The sequence below is a fragment of the Mesorhizobium sp. M8A.F.Ca.ET.207.01.1.1 genome (assembly GCF_004794715.1).
In the GTDB taxonomy this organism is placed as follows: Bacteria; Pseudomonadota; Alphaproteobacteria; order Rhizobiales; family Rhizobiaceae; genus Mesorhizobium.
Map to the genome: position 1 here is coordinate 14077 of NZ_SRUS01000007.1, position 19490 is coordinate 33566.

Annotated in this window: 19 protein-coding genes and 1 pseudogene; 8 read left to right on the forward strand and 12 right to left on the reverse strand. The window is 59.7% G+C overall.

Annotation, left to right across the window (positions count from 1 at the left end):
* The first annotated feature begins 73 nt into the window (after positions 1 to 73).
* Together EN850_RS37195 and EN850_RS37200 are read left to right on the forward strand one after the other, a co-directional pair.
* A complete protein-coding gene (locus tag EN850_RS37195; protein WP_245478269.1) occupies positions 74 to 478 on the forward strand; it encodes a hypothetical protein in 405 nt (134 codons plus the stop codon).
* The gene (locus EN850_RS37200; protein ID WP_245478270.1) at positions 409 to 939 is read left to right on the forward strand and encodes a hypothetical protein; all 531 of its coding nucleotides are present in this window, start codon (positions 409 to 411) and stop codon (positions 937 to 939) included. The genes EN850_RS37195 and EN850_RS37200 overlap by 70 nt, the downstream gene beginning before the upstream one ends.
* Before the next feature lie 12 nt (positions 940 to 951).
* On the opposite strand, the gene EN850_RS37205 is transcribed toward EN850_RS37200, so the two are convergent.
* Genes EN850_RS37205 through EN850_RS21210 form a run of 4 tightly spaced genes read right to left on the reverse strand, consistent with a single transcriptional unit; the run spans position 952 to position 2734 of the window.
* Positions 952 to 1458, reverse strand: a complete 507-nt coding sequence (locus tag EN850_RS37205) for a hypothetical protein (RefSeq protein ID WP_245478271.1) — start codon at positions 1456 to 1458, stop codon at positions 952 to 954.
* On the reverse strand, positions 1409 to 1867 hold the full coding sequence (locus EN850_RS37210; RefSeq protein ID WP_245478272.1) for a hypothetical protein: 459 nt from the start codon (positions 1865 to 1867) through the stop codon (positions 1409 to 1411). The genes EN850_RS37205 and EN850_RS37210 overlap by 50 nt, the downstream gene beginning before the upstream one ends.
* A gap of 19 nt (positions 1868 to 1886) precedes the next feature.
* On the reverse strand, positions 1887 to 2066 hold the full coding sequence (locus EN850_RS37215) for a hypothetical protein (RefSeq protein ID WP_245478273.1): 180 nt from the start codon (positions 2064 to 2066) through the stop codon (positions 1887 to 1889).
* Positions 2063 to 2734, reverse strand: coding sequence for a hypothetical protein (locus EN850_RS21210; protein WP_245478274.1), 672 nt, complete (start codon positions 2732 to 2734; stop codon positions 2063 to 2065). Before EN850_RS21210 ends, EN850_RS37215 begins: the two co-directional genes overlap by 4 nt.
* Before the next feature lie 687 nt (positions 2735 to 3421).
* Here EN850_RS21210 and EN850_RS37220 point away from each other — a divergent pair.
* Positions 3422 to 3511 (forward strand): annotated as a pseudogene (locus EN850_RS37220) (oxidoreductase); the annotation flags it as partial.
* A 33-nt stretch (positions 3512 to 3544) separates the two neighbouring features.
* Here the strand turns inward: EN850_RS37220 and EN850_RS21220 are convergent.
* From EN850_RS21220 to EN850_RS36415, 4 genes are all read right to left on the reverse strand, one after another.
* Positions 3545 to 4216, reverse strand: a complete 672-nt coding sequence (locus EN850_RS21220) for a hypothetical protein (protein WP_127310332.1) — start codon at positions 4214 to 4216, stop codon at positions 3545 to 3547.
* A gap of 359 nt (positions 4217 to 4575) precedes the next feature.
* Positions 4576 to 5256 (reverse strand): thermonuclease family protein, encoded by a 681-nt coding sequence (locus EN850_RS21230; protein WP_245511859.1) that lies wholly within the window; start codon positions 5254 to 5256, stop codon positions 4576 to 4578.
* A 110-nt stretch (positions 5257 to 5366) separates the two neighbouring features.
* Positions 5367 to 5753 carry a hypothetical protein gene (locus EN850_RS21235; RefSeq protein ID WP_127310335.1) on the reverse strand — a complete coding sequence of 129 codons (387 nt, stop codon included), beginning with the start codon at positions 5751 to 5753 and terminating at the stop codon, positions 5367 to 5369.
* Between the two features lie 905 nt (positions 5754 to 6658).
* Positions 6659 to 7717, reverse strand: a complete 1059-nt coding sequence (locus EN850_RS36415; RefSeq protein WP_127310336.1) for an SEC-C domain-containing protein — start codon at positions 7715 to 7717, stop codon at positions 6659 to 6661.
* On the opposite strand from EN850_RS36415, the gene EN850_RS21245 reads away from it, so the two are divergent.
* A complete protein-coding gene (locus tag EN850_RS21245) occupies positions 7716 to 8651 on the forward strand; it encodes an XRE family transcriptional regulator (protein WP_167531545.1) in 936 nt (311 codons plus the stop codon). The genes EN850_RS36415 and EN850_RS21245 overlap by 2 nt on opposite strands.
* Positions 8652 to 8801: 150 nt before the next feature.
* Here EN850_RS21245 and EN850_RS21250 read toward each other — a convergent pair whose 3' ends face one another.
* Positions 8802 to 10088 carry an MFS transporter gene (locus EN850_RS21250; protein ID WP_127311540.1) on the reverse strand — a complete coding sequence of 429 codons (1287 nt, stop codon included), beginning with the start codon at positions 10086 to 10088 and terminating at the stop codon, positions 8802 to 8804.
* 1290 nt (positions 10089 to 11378) lie between these two features.
* On the opposite strand from EN850_RS21250, the gene EN850_RS21255 reads away from it, so the two are divergent.
* From EN850_RS21255 to EN850_RS37870, 4 genes are all read left to right on the forward strand, one after another.
* The gene (locus EN850_RS21255) at positions 11379 to 11675 is read left to right on the forward strand and encodes an adenylate cyclase (RefSeq protein ID WP_210212440.1); all 297 of its coding nucleotides are present in this window, start codon (positions 11379 to 11381) and stop codon (positions 11673 to 11675) included.
* 323 nt (positions 11676 to 11998) lie between these two features.
* Positions 11999 to 12439 (forward strand): hypothetical protein, encoded by a 441-nt coding sequence (locus tag EN850_RS21260; RefSeq protein ID WP_127870805.1) that lies wholly within the window; start codon positions 11999 to 12001, stop codon positions 12437 to 12439.
* Between the two features lie 257 nt (positions 12440 to 12696).
* On the forward strand, positions 12697 to 13185 hold the full coding sequence (locus EN850_RS21265) for a hypothetical protein (RefSeq protein WP_246689258.1): 489 nt from the start codon (positions 12697 to 12699) through the stop codon (positions 13183 to 13185).
* A gap of 360 nt (positions 13186 to 13545) precedes the next feature.
* Positions 13546 to 13797, forward strand: coding sequence for a hypothetical protein (locus tag EN850_RS37870; RefSeq protein WP_031240466.1), 252 nt, complete (start codon positions 13546 to 13548; stop codon positions 13795 to 13797).
* A gap of 84 nt (positions 13798 to 13881) precedes the next feature.
* Here the strand turns inward: EN850_RS37870 and ggt are convergent, their stop codons facing one another.
* The 3 genes from ggt to EN850_RS21285 all read right to left on the reverse strand — a co-directional run bounded on the left by ggt (position 13882) and on the right by EN850_RS21285 (position 19340).
* Positions 13882 to 15621, reverse strand: a complete 1740-nt coding sequence (gene ggt, locus EN850_RS21275; RefSeq protein ID WP_135881118.1) for a gamma-glutamyltransferase — start codon at positions 15619 to 15621, stop codon at positions 13882 to 13884.
* A gap of 235 nt (positions 15622 to 15856) precedes the next feature.
* Positions 15857 to 17149, reverse strand: a complete 1293-nt coding sequence (gene rhaI / locus EN850_RS21280) for an L-rhamnose catabolism isomerase (protein WP_136092192.1) — start codon at positions 17147 to 17149, stop codon at positions 15857 to 15859.
* A gap of 88 nt (positions 17150 to 17237) precedes the next feature.
* Complete coding sequence (locus EN850_RS21285) at positions 17238 to 19340, reverse strand: bifunctional rhamnulose-1-phosphate aldolase/short-chain dehydrogenase (protein WP_136092193.1); 2103 nt, start codon at positions 19338 to 19340, stop codon at positions 17238 to 17240.
* Between the last annotated feature and the right edge of the window lie 150 nt (positions 19341 to 19490).

Genomic DNA, 19490 nt, shown 5'->3' on the forward strand with positions numbered 1-19490 from the left:
TGCCTTTCGATTTTCTATGCCACCCGGCTCGTCGATTGTTTAAGCTGGCGAAAGCGAGTCAGTGGGTGGGCACATGGAAGTCTACTGCAAGGGCATTGCCCGTATCCGTCACGCGTCGAGTCGTGAAATCTTTGAAGTCGGAGCGGAAGATTTGGATTGGGACGCCGTTGGCGGCGATGAGCGCCAGATGGGACCGGAAATCCATTATGAGGCGGTGATCGACCATCCGGAGCTTGGCGACCTGACCTGGGGGCTTTGGGAGTATCCCGTCGGCATCGAAAACTATCACAACACAGATATTGGCAGGAACGAGCTCGTCGAAGACTTCGACTACGGGCTTGAGCATGGTGAGAGTAACCGGACGATTGGCTCGACTATCAGGCATCGTCCAACCCATATCGGGTTTTCATGGACTCCTATCACCACACGGGTGATCTGCTCGCCGATCATGGTGGATATCACGGCGACCATCTCGTGAACCGGATGATCTTCTCCCACCAGGTCACGGCGCTGGAAGCATATCTCGGCGACACTCTGCTCAATGAGGTTATGGGCGACAAAGCGGCTATGCAGCGTTTGATTGATCAGGACGAGGATCTGGGGAAGAAGAAATTCACTCTGTCCGAGGTGTCAAAGGAGCCCGCGTTGGTCGAACGCAGGGTCCGGGAGCACCTGCGTTCTGTCATGTATCACAATCTCAAAAAGGTCGACGTTCTCTACAACATCGCTCTCGGCGTGCGAATTCTGGACCTCGCCAGCGACAAAGCCAGCCTGTTCAAGGCCGTCTTGCTTCGTCACGATTGCGTCCACCGCAACGGCTTCGACAAGGAGGGCAAGGAGATCGACGTCTTCACGAAGGCGTTCGTCCAGGAGACGGCGGACCTGATCAAAATCTTCGTTGAGGAGATCCAAAACGCAGTACAGGGTCGGCCTTCGTAGATTGGCGGGCCTTCACACGTCCGCTTGATTCATCTCAACCTGGGGCGCGAGGATGTCTATTGCCTTCCAATGCTCGCCGTCGATCACCGTTACAAATTCCCGGTCCCAAACGCCAAATCGCTGCTGCAGCGGACGCGTCGCTAAGGGGTTGTGGACGTAGGTCAGCGGGCGGGTCTTCCGGGAAAGATTTCCGAGACTGACGCGAGACCAGAGAACGCCGGAGACGTCGCTGAAGAGTGGGTTGAGGAAAGCAGTGCGCTCGACCGGCTTACCCTGGCGCGCAATTTCAGGCGACGCGTGGAATCCTTCCTCGACTATCTCGTCTGTTGCGCGATCGATGGTGATGTAGGCGTCACCGATGGGGAACAACGATGTCAGGATCAGCGGGGGCTTTTCGGGGACATAGACACCGAAGCGGCTGGCGCTGATTGCGATCAGACGCACGTCATCCGCGCCGATGTTGCCCTCTTTAAGATACTTTTTGATGACCTTGAATTTCGTCCAGAATGCGCTCGTCATGCGTAGCTGAGCCTGGCGCACGGGCGCCGCAAAGAGGCCGCCGCCTTGGGCGCGTGACCTGGTCTGGGCCGGGATTACCCTCGTCCGGGGCAATGGCCTCGATCCAGATACGCCCACTATCAGTCAGGACGCAGAGGTCGGGTTGCCCACCTTCGCGCAACCGTTCGGACGTCGGCAGCAGCGCATGCCCAGCCTCGAGGAAAGTCCAACCGAGATACATTTCCCAGAAGCGGGCATCGACATCGCGAGCGAAGCCGTCGCGAAAATCTGGATCGGCATAGGGCTCGTAGCGCTCCCACATGCCTTCGATGATGCTGTGCAGTCGCTTTTCCTCGGGATGCTCAGCGGCCCTAAGGTTGATGAAGCCCTTGTTCATGTTAGGGCCGTCGAAGTCGAAGATGCGAGTCACGATTATCCGTTCCGAACTATCACGCCGTTCGCCGGCTGACACGGTCATGCTCGGCTATCAGGAATGTCAGATAGCTGCGGATGAGATTGCAGTATAGGCGAGCTTCGTCGATGCCCAGTGCGAGACCCTCCTTCAGATCGGTGCCATGCCGCACGCCGCCACCAGTCGGAGAAGACAGGTAGCCGTGCAGTGTCATCATCCATTGCAAGATCTGCCTTGATGGCCTCGGCCGCGTGCACGGAGCTCACCGATGATCTTATTGAAGTAGCGCCCTTGGATGCTTCCGTCCGGGACATCAAGTCCGCGGAAAGCGGTGGCGATGGTCTCCAGCAACCACAGAACCTCCTGAACGGCCTGTCGTCCGTTTCCCTGCGACAGAGCCCGCTCGGACGCGTCGAGCGCTACAGAGATCAGCGTCGATGCTTGCGCATCGACAGAGGGCAGCTGCTCAGGAACGGCGATCGGAACATGGGCTCGGGTCGCGCGCAAAGCCGGAGGATCAATCTGATAGCCGGCGCCCGCGTCGGCAAGAATACGGTTGAGGCGCGCGACGTCCAGTAGGGTTATGTGGGACCACTGATTGGCGATGTCGCTGCAGCCGTCGCAGAAGGCCTCAATGAATAGCGGAGCATTTTCGCTCGCCACATTCATGAGTTTGTCGAGATCGTCGGAAGCCCAGCTCACGCTGCTGCTGGGGTAGTAGGGCGCACCACCCGCACCGGCAAAGCGAGACTTGAAGCGCTCCAAAATCGTGCGGCGATCGCCTTGGCTGCAAATGCGGTCAATCAGATCGCGAAACGCATGGTTGACCGTCGGCTCAATCGGGCCGGGACTGTCGAAGCGCCAGTTTCCATCAAATTGCAGCATTTGAACTACCTCGAAGCGTTGAAGCGGGCGATACGGCTCCGAGCGAAGGGGATTGAGAAAATGGAGATCGGCGAAGGCCTTTTGATTGTCAACGATCCGTGAAGGGATCACAACGTGAACAGGGCTAACTCCTAAACGTGGGACAAACCAGGGAGCACGTCACCACCCGAGACGTTCCTGGCCCCTAAACGAAAAAATCGCACCGGTTAGACCGGGGACGGTTATTGGTTTTTGACAGAATTGGTTGCGGGGACAGGATTGGTTTTTTGTCCCGCGGCGTCGGCTTTGCCTCCTTGCAAGGCAGGCCCCTGAGCCAAGGCAAATCGATGGCCAGCCAGCCGAGTATCAAAACGGCCCGCACGAGGCGGGCCGTTTTGCCGGCTGAGCTGAATGTGTCATTTGTCGAACGCTACATGGATGGTGTCGAACTTTCCAAGGGTGCAGTTCAAGGCATTCGCTTCGACATCGTCGATGGAGAACCGTCGTTCAGGGTTGGCGTTCGTCCTGGCGAGCGAGGCGATATCACTATTGAGATCACGGTCGCGGCTGCGCAGACACTAAACAGTCTGCGTAGTGGCGATCCGGCATATTCGCCATCGATCTACCATTTTCGGCGCATGGGTCAGATGGGGGTTGATGGCGACCCTTCCTGGATGGGCAGTTGGTTGGCGGTAAGCTCGGCGTGGTTTGGTCGTCTATGTCTGCTCGGAGCAGGCTTCGGCGACAAGTGGCGCTGCTTTGCGCGTCGACGGCGGCGTCCATAGGTCAATCGTCTAAGGGGCGCTGTCGTCATACGCTGACAGGTCTTCCCTAGCGGTCCAACTCCCGGTTTATGCAGGGTCTCGTTCGTCTCACGGCGTCGAGGAGGCTTGGCGGATTTGGGGGCAACCGGGAACTGCCGTTGACTCTATGGCGAAAGGCGTTAGCGGTCTGTTTGACCTCCTTCATCCCGCTATCGAGTTTGACGCCTGCGGCCAGGAGACACTCGCACGCTTTGTAGAGATCAAACCAGTCAGGGGCTCCGGCTGAATAGGCCAACGCTTCAGCAAGAATAGGTTGGGCGGCAGCGGCTTTGTATCTCTCTTGCGCGATCGATGGTGCCGCTTCCTCGACGATCGGCTCACCATGCTGGTCAAGGATCTGAAACCTGGCCGCCCCGGCGCCAAATCTAAAATGCGCTGTCTCGGTCTCCATGATGAAATCTACCAATAATCGGTCCCCGAATAAGCGAACCGTTCCGGTCAACGTCACATTTGATTTGCCAACAATTCGGGCCACGATCGCATTCATTTCCCTGACGGCCAACTTACCAGCGTCATAGGCTTCTCGGGGCGTGGAACTAGCGCCCAACCGGGCCACGTTCAAAACAAGATGCTCTTGCCCGTCCTGACTAAGCACCTCAACGGAAGGGTCGAACGGAGCCGAGAATAAATCCAGCCAGTTGCGCCGCTCGGCTCCATCAGCCCTTAGAAGCAGCCGCACCGGTTATCCTCGCGGTTGTAGGGAGCTAATGCAGTCTCCGTAATATGTGATGACGTCATTCCCAGGCGCGGCTATCGAAACAGAGGTGGGCATTCGAAGGGAAAACGTCAGCTCCTGTACCCCTATTTCGGCAACCATCAAACTTGATCCGACGCTTAACGGAACGGGCGGGTTTTGTCCGACTTGCAGGGTATTGTCGTTAGCTCCCATCCCGCCACGGAACGTTAGCAGCATCGGAGGCAGGTGCTCAAACTTGCAGGAGACCACAGTCGGTTCTCCCGCCGCAAGCGCAACCATCTGAAAGGGCAGGCACAAAGCCAAAGCCAGTCCAATTAGTCTCGCTGTCATCGTCGCCATTCCTAGCATAAGGTTTCGCACGCCTGCCCGTCGCCATCCCGGTCGAGCTTGCCGCCCCACGGACAATTACTGAGATACCATTGAGCCTCGTCGCACGAGCTGATTTGCGAGCATTTCCGCCGCGGCTGGCATGAGTAGCTTTGGGCTACCTGTTGACGGCTGATGATGCCGACTGGTTGGCTCACCGCCGATTGGGCATTATCTCCATGCCCGGCGCGCCATTCCCACGGCGCTTGGAACTTTCCGACCCACAGCCCGACCTTCGCCGCTTCCGCCTTCCCCTGCTGCGCTGCATAGGCACCATGGCTGTAGCGGGGCCAGTCGATCGCCTGGCCGTGTTCGACCATCCAGGCGGCCACGCTGGCGCCATCGGCACGCTGGCAGTCGCCGACAAAGCGGTGATAACGATCCCAGGTCACGAATGTGCATTGCACTGGCTTAGACGCGGCCAGGAAGGTGTCAAGCGCCTGTGCCGATTGCCGGCCGCAGGGATAGTCGGCCCCGCTCGCATTTTTACAAAGCTGCTGGCTCTCCGGCGCGTCGATGCCGTTGAAGCGGATGCGCTGTCCGTGGATTTCGATCGTGTCGCCGTCGATGACGGATGCCACGCCGGCAATCGTCGCCAGGCCCGCGCTGGTCCAATTCGGCAGATGGAGCTCGGGCATGTGGTCGCTGTGTTGCATGGCCGTTTGCGCAGCCAGAGCGCCAGCCGCGACCACCGTCACCAAGATCAGGCGCCTTTGCACCATGCCAAGTGGCCTCCGGCGAGGCGATCGCATTCTACGCAGCATTGCTAGTTCGCCTCATGTCCGGTGCGGCCGCCCGGTTTCGCTTCGGCGGCACGTTCACCACAAGCCCGGCCTAGGCTGTCAACCCCATTGCGCAGATCGCATGGATGATTGCCAGAGTCCCCGCCGCCACCTTGGCGCGCACCTTGGCCTGGCGGTGTCAGCGGGATTCCGCGAAAGGCCTGGATGACTCCAGCTGTTCGCTGGCCGTCGCCCTCGATATGCGTGTTCTGACTGTTCGGGTTGAACGGGTCGACTATCTGGGCAAGGCTATTGGCGCGATTGGCGTCGCCGGCAGAGAGCGTCACGCTGTCATAGTGATTGAGATAATCCGCTGCGCAGCCGCTCAATGCCAGAACGATGCCAAGGCAGATCGCCAGGTTCCACTGCATGGCCCCTAGACCGGCGCCGGGTTTATGCCGGCGGCTCTCAGTTGCGCACCAAGCTTCGCTCGAGTCCCACACGCGGGCTTGTCGCCGGCGACGCACTTGTTATTCGCGTCTGACCAGTCCAGCAGCGCCGTATTGATCCAGCTGCCAGGTGCACGCTGGATCCCATAGGGTGTCGGTGGCGCGCCACCAGCAACGGCTGGAGCTGCCGTGGCACCCTGGCCATGCGGGGCACGCTTCCACCCGCTTAGGATGAGGCAGTTCTTCATATAGTGATCTTCGGCAGCCAAGTTGCCGAGGGCATTCCCGATTCCGGCCCCCGCAACAAAGCCCGGGGACCCGATAGCAATATAGCCTTGGTCAACCGACCCCTTATGCATTTCGCATTGAGCGTGGGCGACGTAGAAACTAGGCCCGTAGCCTATTTGCATGTAGTCGGCTTGATTGCTTGTTTGGCAGCCGCCCAGCGCTGCCGTGGCACCAAGTGCCACAAATGCTTTTATTCTCATCCCCCAGCCCTCCCAAGGCCGAGTTAGCATCTCCTAAAGTTGAATTTGTTGCAAGAGTGATGAACAAATCTGGTAAATTCCACCTGCCGGCAGTTCGTAGACTTCCCTATTACGACGGATATACCCCGCTATTTTATCCATCATTCCGTGGGATTGAAGATGCGAAACAGCGAATTGGCGCAACGGCTATGCAAGGGCTGGACCCCATGGGCAAAGGGTCCAGGCGACCACGATATTGAGAAAATATGGTGGGCGGCCCGCGTGCTGCATTTTCCGAAGCTGAACTTCTCGACATGGTTCGACGGCTCGGAAGTCGTCGGCACCTGGCATCGGGGATTTCGTCAGAAGTGGAATGCTTTTCCCTCTGACCCGATCGAGCATCTCTTACGGGATGTAGGGCTAAGGATTCCCCCTTACGTCCACGATATGAGCCCGCAGAGTAGAGTGAACCCCAAGCATGGGGGGTGGGGGATTCTGTCCTCCTTCGGCAATCAACACTGCAATTTCGGCGGGAGGCGCTCGATCAAAGATGCCGAGACCGAGATTACGGCTTTTGAAGGCGTGCAGAATCGACGGGAAGGGTAGCTTCAGATCATGCGGCCGGCAGCATTCGCCATAGCGCCGATTTGATCCGCAGTTGCAAAGCTCGGCCTCCTTAAACTGGGTTAGCCGATAATAGGGATCAGCTTGGCCCAGTTCATCCAGCATCGCATACTGGCGTCCCGGCCACCGATCAAACACCACCAAATGAAGCTGGCGAAGCGCCCATACGCTATAAAGGTCCAGCAACGTGCACAAATCACTGCCTGGCGACCAAGCTTTATCGAGCATGGGGTGATAAGCGCACACCGAGCCGTCAGGGAAATTGGTATGTCGCGGGCCGATCCATTCGACCTGCCCATCTTGCTGCCAGAACGCCCATCCACGCGGCTCGACCGCTGGCGTTTCTGGTAGGGCAATAAGGAATATGGCTTCTCGCGATAAGCCATCTATCACTTGGCTGCGAGCGAGAAGCCATACTCCATGGTCATCGGGGAGGAGAGTTGCGCCGGGGTATGCCCGTTGCACATTCTCTAGCTGCCCGGCGTAGTTGCCGGCGAGGCCGACGATCCGTGATCCGGCACGGGGCGCCCGTGATCTACCGGACGACCTTTGCCGCCGGGTGGACCTTTGCCATGATCGGGCTGCGGGTCCTCCCGCTCCTTGCTGTTGCTCATCACTTTTCTCCTGGACAGTGGGTGATGTGGGCTGTGGGTCGAGGATAACGATGCCCCCGTCCTTCACCCGCACGGGCCGGCGCGCGTCCAAACCGACGCCAATCCGATGCAACTCAGCCCGCGCATCGTCGGTCAACAACACTTTCATTTTGCTTGCCGATGTGCGAGTCTGTGTCACCAGCACAGGATGCATTCTGAAGCGAAGCGTGTCAAGGTGTGCTGATCGCACAATGGTGAACATGAACGAATTCGAAGAAAAGCTCGTCGGGGCGGTCCGCGAGAAGCGGGAACGCGAAGGTCTTAGTATAAGGGCATTATCGGGGATTGTGGGAATCAGCTTCTCCACGCTGGCCCGCATCGAGCGGGGCGACGGGTCGCCCGACAACAATTCCAAAATTAGGCTGCTCGAGTGGCTCGGCCCCGATGCCGATGAACACGAGCTTGGCTTTGATCGGGTGGCATTCGTTCACTTCCGCGCTGGCAAAAACGCGTCCTCCAAGACTGTGCAAACCCTGCTGGACGCTGCCGTGTGTCTTCGTCAGCACTATAGTAAGGGTGACATATCAGAACCGAGCAGCGCGCCGATAGATGCTGAAGTTATCGCCATGTCAAAGGAAGAGCTGGAGCAGACGGCCGAAGATTTCCGAAAAGATTTAGGATTGAAGAAAAGCGACCCGCTAGATCCATTCTATTTGGTTGTTGATTCTGTTATGGTAGAGCGATTGCGGGATACCTCCTGTATTACTGGAAAGGCAAAGAACACACTTGCTGGACCGTCGCGAGGCGAGTGGTCCGCTATGAGCGTTCCCTTAAATTCCGATCAGGATAGGTGGGTTGTCTTTTTAAACGACTACCATACCGTTGAGAGACAAAGAGTGACGCTCCTTGAGGAATATTGGCATATTCTTGCCGGGCACAAGCTGACCAAGATAGCTAAGATTGCTGGCTGCTTCGGTCGAACATATGATAGCGCTGAAGAGCACGACGCGTATTTCTTGGCATCGGCAACTTTGCTTCCACGAGACCCGATCAAGCGTATGGTCTCGGGTGGCAAAAGTGCCCCTGAGATCGCGTCCTTCTTCGGGACCTCACCGGAACTTGTTGAATATCGAATAAAGCGGCTCGGGTTGTGGCGCGATCATATTGGAAAGAAAGTGAGTCTGGCCAAACCCTAACGATGCCTTCCGTCGACCGCCAGCGGCGGTTGGTTCAACAAGGTCAGATTCGAGGCTAAGGGAAAACCGAGGGCAGTCACCTCCTCGACCTCTTGTGCAAGCTCATTGGTTCCGTGCGAACGTCTTGGAAGGATGGGAAGCGGTCGTCCGCTAAGAACCAGGCTCTGAAGCGCGCCGATCGAGAAAGGCGGCGTACAGCGCCGCCAACAATGCAAGTGCTGCCGATATCAGCATCATGATGAAAAGCGCGCGGATCGAATCCGCAAGGAACAGACCGGCGATGGAGGCTATGAGTGCTCCGCCGCCGATCCTCATTGCGGCGGCCAGTCCCGCAGCGGTGCCAACCAGATCCGGCCGTACCGACAAGGCGCCGCTGTTGGCGGCAGGCATGGTCAATCCGTTGCCGACGCCGATGAAGACGCAGGGGCCGAAGAAGGCCAGAACGTGAGTGATGCTAAATGTCGATAGGACCTGACCGGCCAACAGACCGGCGCAAGTCAGTAGACGCGCGAAAACAAGTGTAGTGCCCAGTGCGTTCTTCGAGGCGTAACGCCCGGCCAAATAGCTGCCGAGGATGAAGCCGGTGGGAACCAATCCCATGTAGAGGCCGAGCTTCGCGCTTGATCCACCGAGCGCGTCACCGACGACCAATGGTGCGCCTCCCAGGAACACATAAAACACCCCCATTGAGGACGCCATGCACAGTGTGTAGGCCCAAAACCGTGCTGAACGCAGGAGCAGCCGATAGGAGGCACCCGATAGGAGGCACCCGATAGGAGGCACCCGATAGGAGGCAAGATAGTTCCTGTTCGATCTAGGCAATGGAATTCTTCTGATCTCGCGCATGGATAGGGCAAAGGCGGCCGCACCGAGGATCGCGAAGACAACGAAGCTTGACCGACATCCGAACAGTTCGTCCAGCGACCCGCCAAACAAAGGACCGACCATGGGCGCGAGCGCCCATCCCATGGCGAGGTAACCGAATTTGCTGGCGGCTTCGCGTTCATCCGATGTCTCCTTGATGATGACCAGAGCGACGGAATAGCAGGGGCCGATGCACGCCTGCATCGCGCGAAACAGGAGGAAAGTGCCGATATTGGGAGCCAGAGCGCAGCCGGTGGACGCCGCGACAAAGATCGAGAGAGATATCAAGACGACCGGCCTGCGCCCAAATCGGTCCGACAGTGCGCCGCCGATGGCCTCTATGACGGCGGTGATGATCGCAAAGCCGGCGACCGACAGATTGACCAATGCGAAATCGGCTCGGAACGTTGCGGCAATGTTCGGCAGCGACGGCAAAATCATGTTCACCGGCAACACGGCAAGAGCCGAAAGCAAGATGAGAGTAATTAGCCGGGGTGGAGTAGCGGGTTCGGTGATGACCGTTTTCGCTGATATGTCGGTGTCCGGACTCCGAGTGGGGTTGTCGCTCGCCATGATCTCTTTCACCTTGTGATGGGATAAAAAGTGAGGGTCTGACGAGGCGGCCCGATTTCGGGCATAAAAAAAGGCCCCGTCAGGAGCCTGCTTACCGCGCATGGGTGCTTTCGCCGGATGGTTACACCATCCTGCCCATGCGCTCCCTTACCACCACGATGAAAACCATTGCGACGTTCATGGCACCATGAGCTAGGCGGAAAGTTTCATGCGGTCAAGGCAGGATGCATTCGACGTCGATGCCCGGTGATGCATCCCGAAGACAGCCACGCCTATTCCGACTGCAAGGACGCTTGGATGAAACGTGTCGAAGCGATGGCACTCAGCCGCTTTCCCTGAGAACACGTCTATCCTTAAATACGGTCCTCCGAGACGTGTTCAATCATGCAGGGTCACAGTTTCGAACCAACGTGGCGGTGGATTAGGACGCGTTGCTTCGACATACGCCAGTCATTCGTCCTGCCAGATCACGCGCTTCTCCCATCCGATTTAAACCGCATAGACACACCGCGAACGTACGATTAGCAGACGATTTCTACAACAGCGCTGTATTGGCGGTAGCCCTCTCCCGACTCGACCCCCCCATCATGGGATGTCATCGAGGGGACGAACTGGGCTACCCCCAGTAGCAACCACTATCGGCTTACGAGATAAGGTGCAGGTATTGCCGGCGTCTTAGCGCGCAGTGCGAAGTCTGGGAACCCAACCAATCCACAGAAATATTTTGTTGGTACTTCTGTTGGTAGGTGCCATGGCTGTGCGAACCACAACCGTTTGAAAGCAATGGCCGATTTCATTTACTTGGATTCCGCCTCTGGGCACCATCTTTTTAAAAGAAAATCACGTTCTTATATAGAGCGACCACCTGATCGTTCTCGTGTGGCATGCGCCTGTTGCAGGCGCGTTCGCGGGTCGGCGCTTAGGCTTTCTTGTCGCCATTGGGATTTGGTGCCGGCGCCTCCCGCACGTCTCGCGGTGGTGGATCGACATGCTCAAGCTCCGACGGAGCTTTGTCTGGCCGACGGACCGGTGGCTGCGGGCCGGGCTTCGGCTGTGGTTCTTTGATCTTGGCTGGCATATCCAGTTAACTGGGATCCACAGGCTCTTGTTCCCTGATGCCTTAAAGGACCTGGAGACCGAAGCCGCCAAAAGCGTGTCACGGTGAAACAAACAGATCACAGTTTGCGACAGTCGGGATGAATGATGGTCCGAAGAGCGTTCTAACTTTAGTTCGCCGGGCGCTCACAAGACCCCGAGCGCCCAAAATCAAATGCTTTTGGGAGAACGATCATGAGACATCTCCTCATTCCGATGGTGGCAGGCTTGTTCATAGGTTCCACCAGCATGGCTTTGGCCACCAATGTTCACACGGTGACGGGCACGACAGGTCAGCCCAGCCAAGAAATCGGAACTGCTCAAACAGGAAGTGCGACCCCCGGCCACGCCAGCTCTGCCCCGGGCTCAGCTTTCAACCCGGATGGAAATGCCGGAACACATTACGCCGGCACCCAGCCGCAAAACTCGAAGAATCCGAAGAGCGTATCTCAGTACGACGTGGCCGGCTTCCAGCAGTCCCATAATAGGTGACAGCACGGTCCGCGGAACAACAGGCCCGGCCGCCGAAGCAGCCGGGCCAACGCATCCCGCCAAGTTGACGCCACTTGTGGGCGTGAGCTCGGGAAACTCGCCGGCACCACACGAAAACCGCGGCGAATCTGCTGATCCGAGCGTTTTCTAACCTCGGATCTCGGAATTTATCGGGCCAGGCTCACTTCTCGGCGCGGTGGGGGGTACTCACGGATATCGATGGACGGAACGACTTTGCTCTCACCGGGCTCCTGGGGGATTCAATTTGCTTGGCGCCCCACCATCCCTAGGGCAAACTCCCTGCCGGGGCTGCAGGAGGTGAGATGAGAGCACGCGCGGCTACGCTCGGGGATCTCGAGGATGTCTTCCATGGCCTGTCCAAGCGGATGTCGGACGAGTACGTGGCGGCCGGCAAGGACAGCAAGATCGCCTACGACAATCTGATGATGAATTTGAAGGAAGGCCGGGCGCATGCGCTCGTTGAGGGCGACAAGGCCGTGGCGATCATTGCCTGGCACGAGAACAGCGATGCCGCCGATACGCTGTTTGCCGCGCAGGAGGATTTCTTCCGCGCCTCGACGGTGCGCTTCTGCAAGCGGCATATCAGGCATATCCAGGCGCTGGCCGGCAACCTTCCGATCCATTCGCGCAGCTGGCTGCAGGGGCCTGACGTCGCCAGATGGTTCGGCATCATCGGCTATGTCGAGCGGGGCCAGGAGAACGGCGCCAATCTGTTCGAACTGCCACCGGCTCGCCTCGGCTAAGGAACCCTGGCTGCGGTAGCTGTTCTTCTTTGCCGCGAACGCCGACTGTACATCGCCATCGCCCGCGCAAATTCGTCGATGCGGGTCACCGTCTTCGCCTCCAATCGCTTTAACGCGGCGGCCTTTGCGAATTGCACACTCGGCCGCCTCATGGACTGCCTCGGCAAGCGGCTTGCGCAGGACGACGATTGGCGGGATGTTGCTGGGGGGCAACCGGGGCCAAACCGGCAGGCCGAGACCAATATGGCTGCTGTAAAATGTCGCGAGCTTGCTTCGCCTTTCTTGTCTTTGTTGCCTTGCTGATGCCGGTAGAGGCAAGCGAACGCATGTCTCATCTGTTTGATCGCTCCAACCTGCCGATCGCCTATTTTCGCGAATCGGATCTTGTGACCGCGTACGCGACTGCAATGGCGCGCTTCCGTCTGCAGTTCGCAGGGCGCGCCGGCGAAACCAGCCTTGCGATCCCTCTCGAACCATTGCTTTTGCGGGCGGAATTCCGGGCGCGGACATGGCGCTCGGCGGACGGCAGCTTGTTGCAAGGCTTCGCCGGCAAGGGCGGCTTCCGGTTGACTATCGGTAACTGCCTGGCGCGTATTTGCGCAGCCAGCGAATGCAGCGATGCCGGTTGGCCGGTTTACGCCTGCAGCGACGGACGCAAGCGCAAGATGTCCGTCGCCGATTTTGTGACGGCAAGATTCGATGGCATCCCCTATCGTCGACTGAGCGCCCCTCCTTTACAGCAATGATGGCGCGAGGTGGTTCTTACCGAGACAGGTGTTCAGCCAGGGCGGTATTCGGTTGCCGCAGCGCGAAAGCCGCCTGTACCGAGCGGTTGACCGTCACCGGCAGGATCGGAGGCGACAAACCCGAGAAGGTAGGTGACGCGATCGGGCAACAGCTCCGCAAAACCATCCCCGAGAGGGGCCCAGAGCGGTGCCGGGCGCATCCGCCACAGCGCGATCGGGTTGCGCTCGGCAGGCGTTGATGGTTTGTTGCCGGTCAGCGGAGATCAAGTGATGCGAGAATCCATGGGTCAAGACGAATACGGGTCGGCGAACCCCTTCGATCCGGACGACCTGCCGAATTTGAACGCGATCGGACCAGGGATCGGCAACAACGACTTCGAGAAATACGCGGTCGCCGTGATCATCGTGTTCGGCGCCCTGATTATCGGCGGGCTGATGGCCGCGTCGATGACTTTCGGCCATCGCAACGGCTTCCTCTTCGCTCTGGGCGGCGCCACGTCGGCCTGGATATCGGGAAATGCGCTTTTGCTCGACCGGCCACGCATCTATGCGCTGTTCGTCGGCATTGCCGCCTTGATGCTGATTGCATCGACCATCACGCTGGTGACCTGACGGCTCCTGCCGGGCCATGACGCGGAGGCCGCTCCCGAAGGGTGGAATCCGGCCTCGTCCGGCAAGGAACAGGCTTGCGGCCTGTCAATATCCAAGCGCTTCGCCCGACGCCGCGCGGCTGTCGATGGCGCCATTGTAGCGCGCGCCGCCGCCCTTCTCGATTTCCGCCAGGCTCTTGCCGCCGACGAGAATGCCCGCCGCCTGGCCCCAGCTCTGGTGAGCGAGATCGAGGTGATAGCCCATACCGGCGAGCAGCCTTTCGGTATCGGGCGAAAGCCCGAACGGCTCGACATAGACCGTGTCGGGCAGCCATTGGTGATGGATGCGCGGCGCGTCGATCGCCTCCTGGATGTTCATGCCGTGGTCGATCACATTGACGATCGCCTCCAGCGTGATGGTGATGATGCGCGAGCCGCCCGGGCTGCCGATGACCATGAACGGCTTGCCGTCCTTGGCCACGACGGTCGGGCTCATCGAGGACAGCGGCGTCTTCTTCGGCTGGATGGCGTTGGCTTCGCCCTGGACCAGGCCATAGAGGTTGGGCACGCCGGGCTTCTGGGTGAAGTCGTCCATCTCGTTGTTGAGCAGGATGCCGGTGCCGTCGGCGACGACGCCGGCGCCGAACGAGCCGTTCAGCGTGTAGGTGACGGCGACCGCGTTGCCGTCCTTGTCGATGATCGAATAATGGGTGGTCTCCTTCGATTCGCCGAAGCCCTTCGGCATCAAATCCTGCGACACGCCGGCCCGGAACGGATCGATCCTGTCGCGGATGTCCTTGGCATAGTTCTTGTCGAGCAGCTTGGAGACCGGATTGTCGACGAACTCCGGGTCGCCAAGGGCGGAATTGCGGTCGACATAGGCATGTCGCATGGCTTCGACCATGACATGGACCGTCTCGGCCGAGCCGGCACCGAGATAGGACAGCGGATAGCCTTCCAGCACGTTGAGGATTTCGCAGATGATGACGCCGCCCGAGCTCGGCGGCGGCGAAGAGATGATCTCGTAGCCGCGATAGGAGCAGGTGACGGGCTTCAGCTCGCGCACCGCATATTGCTCGAAATCACCCTTGGCCAGGATACCGCCCTTGGCACCGCTCGCCTTGACGATGGCGTCGGCGATGGCGCCTTTGTAGAAGGCATCGGGACCTCTCTCGGAAATGGCCGAGAGTGAGGCGGCAAGGTCGGGCTGAACCAGCTTCTCGCCGATGCCATAGGGCTTGCCCTCGGGTTTGAGGAAGATGGCGGCGGCCGCCGGGTCCTTCGCCAGCCTGTCGGCGCTGCCGGCGAATGAAGCCGCATCGCCCTGATTGAGGATGAACCCGTCCTTGGCATAGGCGATCGCCGGCGCCATCAGGTCCTGCCTGGACAAGGTGCCGTATTTCTCGCGCGCCATCTCGAAACCGGCCACGGAACCCGGCACGCCGACCGCGAGATAGCCGTCGAGGCTGGCGCCCTTCACCGGCTTGCCGTCCTTGTCGAGATACATGGTCTTGGTCGCGGCAAGCGGCGCCCGCTCGCGGAAATCGAGGAAGGTCGATTTGCCGTCCTTGAAGCGGATGGTCATGAAGCCGCCGCCGCCGATATTGCCGGCATTGGGATAGACGACGGCCAAGGCATAGCCGACGGCGACAGCCGCATCGACGGCATTGCCACCCTTTTTCAGAACCTCCACGCCGACTTCGGAAGCCAGATGCTGGGCGGTGACGACCATGCCGTTCTGGCCCTTGGCGGGTGCCGGCGAGGCGGCGAAGACGGCGGCGGATGGTATGAAGGCGAAGGTGATCGAAAGGCTGACGGCAATGAGCGTCCGGCGGGTGAGGTGCATGGCGGGACTCCTAAGCGGGACGCCTAGGAAAGACCTTCGGGGGGCGTTAGTCCAATAACAATTGAATAAGCGCGTGAGAGACCCCCTCACCCGGATTGCCAAGTCGAATTGCAAGGGCAATTCGGGCAATCCGACCTCTCCCCAAGGGGAGAGGAGCTTGCACCGGCGCTGACCTCTTCTCCCCTCGGGGAGAAGTTGGCCGCGAAGCGGCCGGATGAGGGGGAGTGGCTCGACCTCAGACGATACCGCCGGAACCACCTGCGACTGCAGGCCGTTCGGCCGCGACCTTGGCGCGGTAGCCCGCCGCCCGATAGGCGGCGACCGGATCGATGGCGCCACCGGTCTTCAGCCGCGCCATGGCCAGGATCGGCTCGACATCGGTGCGATAAGCAGCCTTCAGCGTCTGCGTCGCCATCAGCGCGTCGTTGGCCTCCTGGAAGCCTTCGAGCGCCTTGCGGTCGACCAGCAGCGCCTGCGCATAGGCACGCTGCACCTCGACCGCCGACAGCATCAGGCTTTCGATCGGATCGGTGACGTTGTGGCTCTGGTCGAGCATATGCGCGGGATCAAAGCCCTCGGCGCCGGATAGCTCGGCATCGACCAGCTCGTTGAAGACCAGGAAAAGCCGGTAGGGATCGATCGAGCCGGCGTCGAGGTCGTCGTCGCCATATTTCGAATCGTTGAAGTGGAAGCCGCCGAGTTTCTTGAACTGGATCAGCCGCGACACGATCATCTCGATGTTGACGTTGGGCGCGTGATGGCCGAGGTCGACGAGGCAGAAGGCCTTGTCGCCCAACTCCTTGGCGATGATGTAGTTGGTGCCCCAGTCCTGGACGACCGTGGAATAGAAGGCCGGCTCGTACATCTTGTGTTCGGTGAACAGCTTCCAGTCGGCCGGCAGGCCGGCATAAACCTCCCGCATGGCATCGAGATAACGCTCGAAGGCCTTGGCGAAATTGACCTGGCCGGGGAAGTTGGAGCCATCGCCGATCCACACCGTCAGCGCCTTGGACCCAAGCGCCTTGCCGATCTCGATGCATTCGAGATTGTGCTCGACGGCTTGCCGGCGAGCGCCGGCATCGGCATGCGACAGCGAGCCAAATTTGTAGGAGAATTTCTGGTCCTTCGCGTCCGAGAAGGTGTTGGAATTCATGGCATCGAAACCGAGACCGAAGCGGGAGGCCGCCTGCTTCAGCCGGTTCGGGTCGGCCTTGTCCCACGGAATGTGCAGTGAGACGGTCGGAGTCGCCTGCGTCAGTTGGCTGATGACGGCGCAGTCCTCGATCTTGTCGAAGATGTCACGGGGCTCGCCGGCACCGGGAAAGCGGGCAAAGCGGGTGCCGCCAGTGCCGACACCCCAGGAGGGGATCGCGACCGCGAATTTCTCGACCTTGTCCCTGATGGCATCGATGGCGATGCCGCGGCGGTCGAGGCGCTCGCCGAGCGAGGCGTAGTCACGCTCGAGGTCGGCCTTGCGCGCGGCATTATTTTTTTCGACGACGTCGGCCGAGATGATCAATTCGGACACTGCTGTTCCTCCCAGTACTCGCACGGCTGGCGCCGCCCCTCATCCGCCCTTCGGGCACCTTCTCCCCGTAGAACGGGGAGAAGGAAGCTCAGCGCGTAAAGCTCTGCGCGTTGCCGGCGTCGACGTTGATGATGTTACCCGTCGATTTGGCCGACATGTCGGAGGCCAGGAAATAGATCGCCTCGGCGATGTCTTCCGGGAAGACGGAGCGCTTCAGCATCGAACGCGAGCGGTAGTGCTCTTCCAGATCGTCGGTCGACATCTTGTAGGCGGCGGCGCGCTGTTCCTTCCACTCGCCTGTCCAGATCTTCGAGCCGCGCAGCACGGCGTCCGGGTTGACGACATTGACCCTGATCTGGGCTTCCGCGCCTTCCAGCGCCAGGCAGCGGGCGAGATGGATCTCGGCGGCCTTGGCGGTGCAATAGGCAGAGGCGTTGGGCGATGCGGCAAGGCCGTTCTTGGAAGCGACGAAGACGATATTGCCGCCGATCTTCTGTACCCGGAACAGCCGGAATGCTTCCCGCGAGACCAGGAAATAGCCGGTCGACAATATGTCCATGTTCTTGTTCCACAGCGCCAGCGTCGTCTCCTCGATCGGCGCCGAGGAGGCTAGCCCTGCGTTGGACACCAGGATGTCGATGCCGCCGAACTCGACCGCCGTCTCGGCAAAGCCGGCGACGACCTGGTCTTCCGAAGTGACGTTGATCAGCACCGGGCGGACGAAATCCTTGCCATAGGTCTTGGCCAGTTCCTCATTGGCGCCCGCGAGCGCCGCCTCGTCGATATCTGCCAGCACCACGCAGGCGCCTTCGCGCAGCAGCCGGTTGGCCGTGGCGCGGCCGATGCCGCCGGCGCCGCCGGTGACCAGCGCGATCTGGCCGGCGAGCGACTTCGGCTTCGGCATGCGCTGCAGCTTCAGGTCCTCCAGCAGCCAGTACTCGATGTCGAAAGCCTCCTGCGCGGGCAGGCCGACATAGGAAGAGACGGTGGAGGCGCCGCGCATGACGTTGATGGCGTTGACGTAGAACTCGCCCGAGATGCGCGCCGTCGCCTTGTCGCCGGCGAAGGTGAACATGCCTACGCCGGGCATCAGGTAGACCACGGCGTTGGGATCGCGAATGGCGGGTGAATCCGGATGCTTGCAACTGTCGTAATAAGCCTGGTAGCCGACGCGATATTCGGCAATGTCGTCGGCGAGGCGCGCGATGACGGCATCGACATCAGGCTTTGCCGGATCGAATTCGATCACCAGCGGGCGGATCTTGGTGCGCAGGAAATGATCCGGGCATGAGGTGCCGAGTGCAGCCAGCGGGCGCAAATTCTTCGAGTTGACGAATTCGAGCACGGCGGCCGAATCGTCGAAATGGCCAATCTTGTGGCTCTTTTCCGAGATCAGGCCACGGATTTTCGGCATCAGTTTCGCAGCGATGTCGCGACGAGCCGAAGCGTCGAGCGACTTGACCACTTCGCCGCCGAAGATCGCCACACCCTCGGAGCGGCGCTCGAACCATTCGATCGCCTGGTTGATTACCGATATCGTCGTCTCGTAGCACGCCTTGGGCGTATCGCCCCAGGTGAACAGGCCGTGGCTTTCGAGGATGACGCCCTTGGCTTCAGGGTTCTCGACACAGAATTTTTCCAGCCACAGGCCAAGTTCGAAGCCGGGACGCTTCCATGGCAGCCAGCCGATGGCGTCGCCGAAGATTTCCTTGGTCAGCGCCCTGGAATCCTTCGCTGCGGCAATGGCGATGATGGCATCGGGATGCATGTGGTCGACAAAGGGCTTCGGTACGTAGGCGTGCAGCGGCGTGTCGATAGAGGCCGCGCGCGGATTGAGGTTGAAGGTGCAGTGGGGAAGATAACCCACCATCTCGTCCTCGTGCTCGACGCCGCGATAAAGCCCCTTCAGCGCCTGCAGCTTGTCCATGTAGAGGGTGGCGAAGCCATCAAGCTTGATCGAAGCGCTGTCGCCGCCCGATCCCTTGACCCACAGCACTTCCACATCCTGGCCGGTGAGCGGATCCTTCTGCCATATCTTCGAAGAGGTGTTGCCGCCGCCATAGTTGGTGACGCGCTTGTCGGAGCCGAGCGTGTTCGAGCGATAGACCAGAAGCTCGGGATCGTTCATCCCCTTGGCCTTCGCATCATCCCACAGATTGGCGAGGCGCGAGCCGGAGCGCTTGTCGAGCATAGGTAATCCTCCCTGGGGACGCAAAAAAACGCGGTCCATTTTGTCGGGAATGTCTACGCAAGACACAAACTTGTCAATCACAAACGATCAAGATCGATCATATTGCACTGCACAATGAAATTATATGATCGGAAATGATTGACACTGCTC

What these genes read in the sequence shown, in the direction of transcription:
- EN850_RS21250 (WP_127311540.1), bottom strand. Translation starts at nt 10,088, where the DNA reads ATGGCGAGCGACAACCCCACTCGGAGTCCGGACACCGACATATCAGCG.
- EN850_RS21255 (WP_210212440.1), top strand. Translation starts at nt 11,379, where the DNA reads ATGAGACATCTCCTCATTCCGATGGTGGCAGGCTTGTTCATAGGTTCC.
- EN850_RS37215 (WP_245478273.1), bottom strand. Translation starts at nt 2,066, where the DNA reads ATGATGACACTGCACGGCTACCTGTCTTCTCCGACTGGTGGCGGCGTG.
- EN850_RS37205 (WP_245478271.1), bottom strand. Translation starts at nt 1,458, where the DNA reads ATGACGAGCGCATTCTGGACGAAATTCAAGGTCATCAAAAAGTATCTT.
- EN850_RS36415 (WP_127310336.1), bottom strand. Translation starts at nt 7,717, where the DNA reads ATGTTCACCATTGTGCGATCAGCACACCTTGACACGCTTCGCTTCAGA.
- EN850_RS21230 (WP_245511859.1), bottom strand. Translation starts at nt 5,256, where the DNA reads ATGCAACACAGCGACCACATGCCCGAGCTCCATCTGCCGAATTGGACC.
- EN850_RS21265 (WP_246689258.1), top strand. Translation starts at nt 12,697, where the DNA reads ATGTCGCGAGCTTGCTTCGCCTTTCTTGTCTTTGTTGCCTTGCTGATG.
- EN850_RS37195 (WP_245478269.1), top strand. Translation starts at nt 74, where the DNA reads ATGGAAGTCTACTGCAAGGGCATTGCCCGTATCCGTCACGCGTCGAGT.
- EN850_RS21245 (WP_167531545.1), top strand. Translation starts at nt 7,716, where the DNA reads ATGAACGAATTCGAAGAAAAGCTCGTCGGGGCGGTCCGCGAGAAGCGG.
- ggt (WP_135881118.1), bottom strand. Translation starts at nt 15,621, where the DNA reads ATGCACCTCACCCGCCGGACGCTCATTGCCGTCAGCCTTTCGATCACC.
- EN850_RS21235 (WP_127310335.1), bottom strand. Translation starts at nt 5,753, where the DNA reads ATGCAGTGGAACCTGGCGATCTGCCTTGGCATCGTTCTGGCATTGAGC.
- EN850_RS37200 (WP_245478270.1), top strand. Translation starts at nt 409, where the DNA reads ATGGACTCCTATCACCACACGGGTGATCTGCTCGCCGATCATGGTGGA.
- EN850_RS21210 (WP_245478274.1), bottom strand. Translation starts at nt 2,734, where the DNA reads ATGCTGCAATTTGATGGAAACTGGCGCTTCGACAGTCCCGGCCCGATT.
- EN850_RS21285 (WP_136092193.1), bottom strand. Translation starts at nt 19,340, where the DNA reads ATGCTCGACAAGCGCTCCGGCTCGCGCCTCGCCAATCTGTGGGATGAT.
- EN850_RS21260 (WP_127870805.1), top strand. Translation starts at nt 11,999, where the DNA reads ATGAGAGCACGCGCGGCTACGCTCGGGGATCTCGAGGATGTCTTCCAT.